This window comes from Flavobacterium phragmitis, from assembly GCF_900112575.1.
Lineage (GTDB): Bacteria > Bacteroidota > Bacteroidia > Flavobacteriales > Flavobacteriaceae > Flavobacterium > Flavobacterium phragmitis.
Genome location: NZ_FOMH01000004.1, coordinates 87,683 through 95,055 on the forward strand (window position 1 = coordinate 87,683; position 7,373 = coordinate 95,055).

Sequence of the window (7,373 nt, forward strand, 5' to 3'; positions counted from 1 at the left end):
TTATCTTTTTAATGTAAAATGACCTCTTAAAACGGGCATAGTATCATCAATTTTTAGTGCATACCAATAATCTGAAGCAGGAAGAGGCACTTGGTTTAAAGTTCCGTCCCAGCTCATTTTGGATCTGCTTAATTGTACAATTAGTTTTCCGTATCGATCAAAAATAGCGACTTCTGCCTGAGGATAGTTTTCCATTCCGGTTACTTCCCAAACATCATTAAAAGTATCGTTATTTGGAGTAAAAAATGGAGGGAAAACAAGAACTACAAATAACTTTGTAACTTGTCCGCATCCGTTTTTTTCTCTGGCGTAAGCTGTTTGTAATCCAGCTGGAACATCGTAAAAGATGAAAGAATCTTGAAAGTGGATTCCATCTACAGAATATTCATAATATTCTTCTGCTTTTACAGGATAAACAATTGCTCTTGTTCCTTCGACTACAATACGGTCTATCTGTGGAGCTTTATGTTCTTCAACCACAATGGTTTTTGTACTGGAACAATTTTCAGGATCCGGACTTGTGACTTTTACAGTATAAGTTCCTCCCGAATTTACAGTGGTAGTTTGAGTTGTGGCTCCGTTGGACCAAAGATAATTCATTCCTGAAATTCCAGCATCTAAGGTAACATCTTGAAACTGGCATAAGGTTACATTTTCATTGGTAACAACAGGAGGAGTATAAATGATAATATTTATTGGAGTCCGATTGGGATTAATGCATCCGTTATTTGAAGCCTCAGCATAATAAGTTGTATTGGCTGATAGGGTAGGAGTTGTATAACTGTTTCCAGAGAATATGCTTGTGCCTCCTGCAGGACTTGTAAACCAATTCATATCTCCAATATTGGAAGTGGCTCGAATAGTTACAGTTCCAGGTCCGCAATTTGAATAAGAAGTTTGTGCTGCAATAGGCATATTTGGAGTGATATTAATAGTCGCTGTTACAGCTTTTCTATTCGTTTCACAGCCGGCATCAACATAATAAGTTGTAGTTGCATTAATAATTGGAGTGGTGTAAGTTGTTCCCGTTCCTAGTAAATTTCCTCCCGTTTGTGCATCAAACCATCTAATTGTTGTTCCGTCTGTTGCTGTTGCGTTAAGGGTAAAACTTCCAGAATCACAAATTGGAGATGGCGGGATTGCTGGTGTTGCGACAGGAATAGTAATTTTGGTACTTGCGGCGATTTCTAAAGGTGTTTCGCCTGGCATTCCACCATATTCAACAATATACCCTTTCGGTTGATAGTTATCTCCTGAAATGGTAGATCCTGTATTCGATAAATCATTCCAGGAACCTCTAATTCCGACTCCTGGTTGTGTGATATGAGCATAATCTTCGTCTCCTTGGTTGTTAGGTTCTCCCGTATTCCAAAAAGCAAAATTTGGTGTAGAGCCGTTAGCGTTGCCATTCCAGAAAATAGTTCCAGCTTCGGGGCCGGTAACCCATTTCCATACCCCTTCGGTTTCAGCATCGCTTCCTCCAATCCACCCTGTTCCAGAAGCTTGTTCACCAATTAATTTAGCTTCATCAGCAGATAATATTGTGGCTAAATAACCTTTAAGGCCGTAATAAGTACTTGATTCTGCAGCAACCTTTGCAGCGCTCCATGTAATTCCGATACTTGGAACAAATAGATAAAAGTGTTGTGTTGAAGGTAAATAATTGGCATTACCAATTGTTATTGAAAAAGTTCTTATGCCGGAAGCTGTGGCCGAAGAATTTGTGAAAACTACATCTTTTACAGCGTTAACTAAGTCGGAATATAAAACATCAGTGCCTGTTGGGCTTGTTATGTTTAATTTTCCTGCTGTAACGTCCCAGGTTGTCGTTACGTTAGGATGTGCTGCTGGATTTGAAAGCATAAGCTGATCTAAACCACTTGAGTACCCAGATGAGATTTGAATATAAACAGATTTAGTTCCTGTTTCTGCAGGATCGTGTGTAATGCTAAAATCAGTTACAATTTTTATTGCATTTTGTGGGCAGTATAACTGATCTCCAGTTGCTCTGACAATTGGAGCAGTTGTAGTTGAAGGTTTGTTGCAGTCATTCGAATAAACAGAAGTTGCGTCTTTGTAGCTTGACCAATTTATCGTGGAGTAATTCTCATTATCAACTTCTATGCAGGTAAGGGAAGAATTTTTTTGAAAAGCGCCAATAGAAAGATAGGTGTTTTTACCGTTTTTAAAATTCAATTTGGTAAGCTGGTTGTTATCGCACATTAAACGTTGAATAGCCGGATTTTTAGAAAAATCAAGTTCGGTTATTTGATTACTGTTGCAATATATATTAATTAAAGCAGTGTTTTTAGAAACATCTAAACTAGATAATCTATTATTGTTGCATTCTAAATTGGTTAAAAGTGTACTTGCAGCAATGTTTAAATTTGTAATTAGATTATTATCACAACTTAAATGATTTAATGCAGGATTTACGGAAACATTTAGATTTATGATTTGATTTTGTTCGCATTTTAAAAAATTAAGCATTGTGTTTTTGGAAACATCCAGATTCGCTAATTGATTTTCATTGCAATAAAGAATAGTAAGAGCCGTGTTTTTAGAAAGATCTAAACTCGTTATTCGGTTTTTTTGACAGTCGATTTCTTTTAAAGCAGTGTTATTAGAAGTGTTTAAACTTGTAATCATGTTAAGGCCACAGCTTAACTTAACAAGAGCAGTATTTTGTGAAACATCTAAATTAGATAATGCATTTTGGACACAGTATAATTCTTGCAACGAAGTGAAATCTTGTAAACCGGTTAAATTTGTACATCCTTTATTGGAAACATTTAAGGAAATCACTCCGGCGACACTTGATGTCAAAACTCTGCCGTCAATAGTAGGATTTGTATCAATCCCAAGATCAATTAAAGCTTTTTCGAAATTCGGATCTGGAATTGCGGTATATTGTTGGGCAAATCCAAAAAAACTCGAAAGCAGTAAAAAAAATAAAATCGATATTTTTGATAAATTGATACTTTTCATTTTATAAAAGTATCAATTTTATAATAATAAAAAAATATATTTGAATTTCTAACAATTTAGGATTCTAAATAATTCAAAAATCACAATATTTTAATAAAAGTATTCTCTAATTGTGATTTGGCCAGCTTATTTTTTGAAACAAATCCCAAACGACAATTCCGGCACTTACGGAAATATTTAAAGAGTGTTTTGTTCCAAGTTGTGGAATTTCTATACAGCCGTCGCAAATAGCAACAGCTTCTTGAGCTACACCATACACTTCATTGCCAAAAACTAAAGCATATTTTTGTCCCTTTTCAACTTGAAAATCCTGAAGAAATATAGAGCTTTCAACTTGTTCAATTGCCATGGTAAGAACATTTTCTTTTTTTAAGTTTTCAATAACTTCAAGAACATTTTCATGATGTTCCCAAGCTACGGTTTCGGTTGCACCCAAAGCAGTCTTATGGATTTCTTTGTTGGGAGGAGTAGCGGTAATGCCACATAAGATTATTTTTTCAATCAAAAACGCATCGGCGGTTCTAAAAACAGAACCAATGTTGTGTAGACTTCGAATATCGTCCAAAACTAATATTAAAGGTGTTTTTTCAGATTTCTTAAAATCTTCAATAGATTTACGGTCTAGTTCGCTGTTTTCGAGTTTTCTCATTGATGTTAAATTCTAGTCATAAAAAAAGCTTCCAAAGATAAGGAAGCTTTTTGATTATTTGAGTGTTTTTCAGATTAGCTTTTTACAGGATCTGGTAAAACAGTACCTTTAATAGTAAGGATTTTTGTAGGTTGTCCTTCAGCGTTAGATGTAACAGTTACCGTTTTTGTAAAAGCACCAACTCTGTCAGTAGCATATTTTACGCCAATAACACCCTTAGCGCCTGGCGCAATTGGTTCTTTTGGAGTAGTTGGAACAGTACATCCGCAAGATCCTTGAGTATTAGTGATAATTAATGGTTTAGTTCCGTTGTTAACAAAAACAAACTCACGTTTTCCGTCAGCATTGTGAGCGATAGTTCCGTAGTCAATAGTTTCCGTTTCGAAAAGCATTCCTGCTCCTTCAACTTTAGCAACTTTAGTAGCTTTAGCTTTTTTAGTTGTTTGTGCATTAGAAGCTGTAATACCAGCTACAGCTAACATAGCGAATAAAATTATTTTTTTCATCTTAAGGGTCTTTTTTTAAATGATAAACAAAGCTATATAAAAATCTTCAACCACAAACTAAAAAAATCTTAAAATATTTTAATTTTTGAAGTTTTCAATATACCGTCAAAAAATCATAAATTCGCTGTCTTAATTTTTCATTTAAAATATAATAATTTGGCAGCTAAAGAGAAAGTGGTGAAGGAAACACCTTTAATGAAACAGTACAATGAAATTAAAGCTAAATATCCTGATGCATGTCTGCTTTTCAGAGTAGGGGATTTTTATGAAACCTTTGGTGAAGATGCTATCAGAGCTTCTAAAATTTTAGGTATAACATTAACAAAAAGAGGTGCCGGATCTGATACTGAAACTGCACTGGCTGGGTTTCCGCATCATTCTGTAAATACTTATCTGCCAAAGTTGGTTAAAGCAGGACTTCGTGTAGCAATCTGTGACCAGTTGGAAGATCCAAAAATGACTAAAACGATTGTAAAAAGGGGGGTGACTGAACTTGTTACTCCTGGAGTTTCTTTGAATGATGAAGTTTTGCAATCTAAGTCAAATAACTTTTTGGCTTCAGTGTGTTTTACCAATAAAAATATTGGAATTTCTTTTTTAGATGTTTCTACGGGAGAATTTTTAACGGCTCAAGGAAATGCAGAATACATCGATAAATTATTGCAGAATTTTAATCCGAGTGAGGTTTTGGTTCCAAAGCATAATAAAAGTGATTTTAAGAATGCTTTTGGGGAAGATTTTCATAGTTTCTATTTAGAAGATTGGATTTATAAAGAAGATTATGCCTTAGAAACATTGACGAAGCATTTTCAAACCAATTCGTTAAAAGGTTTTGGGGTTGAAGAATTGAAAGAAGGAATTATTGCTTCTGGAGCGATTTTATATTATTTGTCAGAAACGCAGCATAATCGTGTGCAGCATATTACTGCAATTCAGCGTATTGCAGAAGATGCTTATGTTTGGATGGACCGTTTTACGATTCGAAACTTAGAGTTATATCACAGTTATAATCCAAATGCAGTTACGCTTTTGGATGTTATTGATAAAACACTTTCTCCAATGGGAGGGCGTTTGTTGAAAAGATGGCTGGCTTTGCCTTTAAAAGATGCAAACAAAGTGAAGAGCCGACATGAAGTGGTTTCGTACTTAAAGTCCAATCCTGAGATATTGCACAATATTCAATATCAAATTAAGCAGATTTCGGATTTAGAGCGTTTGATTTCTAAAATTGCAGCAGGAAAAGTATCACCACGTGAAGTGGTTTATTTAAAAGAATCTCTTGATGCCATTATTCCAATCAAAACAATTGCGCTCGAAAGTCCGCAGGAAGCAGTAAAAGTCATTGGAGATAGTCTGCATGCTTGTGATTTGCTTCGCGAAAAAATAAAAAACACTTTAAATCAGGATGCGCCTGTTGCCATTTCTAAAGGAAACGCAATAGCGGCGGGAGTAAATGAGGAATTAGATGAACTGCGTTCGATTTCAACTTCGGGAAAAGAATTTTTAGAAGGAATTGAGAAAAGAGAATCGGAGAGAACTGGGATTTCTTCGTTGAAGATTTCGTTTAATAATGTTTTTGGATATTATATTGAAGTTAGAAATACGCATAAAGATAAAGTTCCTGAAGAATGGATTCGTAAGCAGACTTTGGTAAATGCAGAGCGTTATATCACGGAAGAATTAAAAGAATACGAAACCAAAATTTTAGGCGCTGAGGAAAAGATTTATAAAATCGAAAGTGAACTTTTTGAGCAGTTAGTGGCTTGGATTTCTACTTACATCAAACCGGTTCAAATGAATGCTTATTTGGTGGCGCAATTGGATTGTTTGTGTTCGTTTACGCAAATGGCAGTTGAAAACCAATATGTATGTCCTGAAATTGATGATACGTTTGAATTAGATATAAAAAATGGAAGACACCCAGTAATTGAAAAACAACTGCCAGTTGGTACACCGTATATTGCCAATGATGTTTTCTTAGACCGAGAAACACAACAGGTTATCATGATTACAGGTCCTAATATGTCGGGTAAGTCGGCAATTTTGAGGCAAACGGCTTTGATTGTGCTTCTGGCTCAAATGGGAAGTTTTGTTCCTGCGGATAGTGTTAGAATGGGAATTGTAGATAAGATTTTTACCAGAGTAGGTGCTTCAGATAATATTTCGATGGGAGAATCTACCTTTATGGTGGAGATGAATGAAACGGCTTCGATTTTGAATAATATTTCAGATAGAAGTTTGGTTTTGTTAGACGAGATCGGGAGAGGAACAAGTACTTATGACGGAATCTCGATAGCGTGGGCAATTGCAGAATTTATACACGAGCATCCGGGAAGAGCCAAAACACTTTTTGCAACACATTATCATGAATTGAATGAAATGACAGAATCGATGCCGAGAATTCAGAATTTTAATGTGGCAGTGAAAGAGTTAAAAGATACTGTTTTGTTTGTTAGAAAGCTTGTAAAGGGAGGAAGTGCGCATAGTTTTGGTATTCATGTTGCTAAAATGGCTGGAATGCCTCAGCTGGTAATTTCGAAAGCACAGAAACTTTTGAAGAAATTGGAGAAGAACCATTCAAGTGATGCTTTGAATGGAATAAAATCGGCTAATGATGAAATGCAGATGAGTTTCTTTAATTTGGATGATCCGTTATTGGAAGAGATAAAAGAGGAGATTTTAAATCTCGATATTAATGCAATTACACCAGTAGAAGCCTTGATGAAGCTCAATGAAATCAAAAGAATGCTGGTTAAAAAATAAATTTCAGAAAAATTTCAATTTTAAAGTTTAGGTTATCAGAATGTTATAAAATAAGTGGATTTTTTTTTAGAGAAACGCTTGTTTAATTGGATAAATGTCCTAAATTTGCACTCGCAATACGAAACAAATCAAGTGTTGCGGTTCTTGATAAAATTTGAAATGCGAAAATAGCTCAGTTGGTAGAGCGCGACCTTGCCAAGGTCGAGGTCGCGGGTTCGAGCCCCGTTTTTCGCTCAAAAACCATACAATGCTCGGATGGTGAAATTGGTAGACACGCTGGACTTAAAATCCAGTGAACAGCAATGTTCGTGCGGGTTCAAGTCCCGCTCTGAGTACTAAAGCCTCTTCTTTTGAAGAGGCTTTTTTTATTTGCGGACTTGCAGATAATAAATTTACGTAGTAAATTTATTAGAATCTCAGAATCTCAGAATCTCAGAATCTCAGAATCTCAGAATCTCAGAATCTCA

General features: G+C 35.4%; 4 protein-coding genes and 2 tRNA genes. 3 read left to right on the forward strand and 3 right to left on the reverse strand.

All coding sequences use genetic code 11. The features are described 5' to 3' along the window. The 3 genes from BM289_RS08495 to BM289_RS08505 form a co-directional block, all read right to left on the reverse strand. On the reverse strand, window positions 1-2,988 hold the full coding sequence (locus BM289_RS08495; protein ID WP_244165345.1) for an Ig-like domain-containing protein: 2,988 nt from the start codon (window positions 2,986-2,988) through the stop codon (window positions 1-3). A 106-nt stretch (window positions 2,989-3,094) separates the two neighbouring features. Further along, window positions 3,095-3,637 (reverse strand): RNA methyltransferase, encoded by a 543-nt coding sequence (locus BM289_RS08500; protein WP_091492459.1) that lies wholly within the window; start codon window positions 3,635-3,637, stop codon window positions 3,095-3,097. A gap of 74 nt (window positions 3,638-3,711) precedes the next feature. Continuing rightward, window positions 3,712-4,143, reverse strand: coding sequence for a DUF1573 domain-containing protein (locus BM289_RS08505; RefSeq protein WP_091492460.1), 432 nt, complete (start codon window positions 4,141-4,143; stop codon window positions 3,712-3,714). 156 nt (window positions 4,144-4,299) lie between these two features. Here BM289_RS08505 and mutS point away from each other — a divergent pair, with 156 nt between their 5' ends. The 3 genes from mutS to BM289_RS08520 all read left to right on the forward strand — a co-directional run bounded on the left by mutS (window position 4,300) and on the right by BM289_RS08520 (window position 7,241). Next, a complete protein-coding gene (gene mutS / locus BM289_RS08510) occupies window positions 4,300-6,906 on the forward strand; it encodes a DNA mismatch repair protein MutS (RefSeq protein WP_167365405.1) in 2,607 nt (868 codons plus the stop codon). 161 nt (window positions 6,907-7,067) lie between these two features. Then, window positions 7,068-7,140: transfer RNA gene (locus tag BM289_RS08515), tRNA-Gly, on the forward strand. Between the two features lie 15 nt (window positions 7,141-7,155). After that, window positions 7,156-7,241 (forward strand) — tRNA-Leu (locus BM289_RS08520). The last annotated feature ends 132 nt before the right edge of the window (window positions 7,242-7,373 follow it).

Coding starts and splice junctions, on each gene's coding strand:
- BM289_RS08505 (WP_091492460.1), bottom strand. CDS start 4,143: ATGAAAAAAATAATTTTATTCGCTATGTTAGCTGTAGCTGGTATTACA.
- BM289_RS08495 (WP_244165345.1), bottom strand. CDS start 2,988: ATGAAAAGTATCAATTTATCAAAAATATCGATTTTATTTTTTTTACTG.
- BM289_RS08500 (WP_091492459.1), bottom strand. CDS start 3,637: ATGAGAAAACTCGAAAACAGCGAACTAGACCGTAAATCTATTGAAGAT.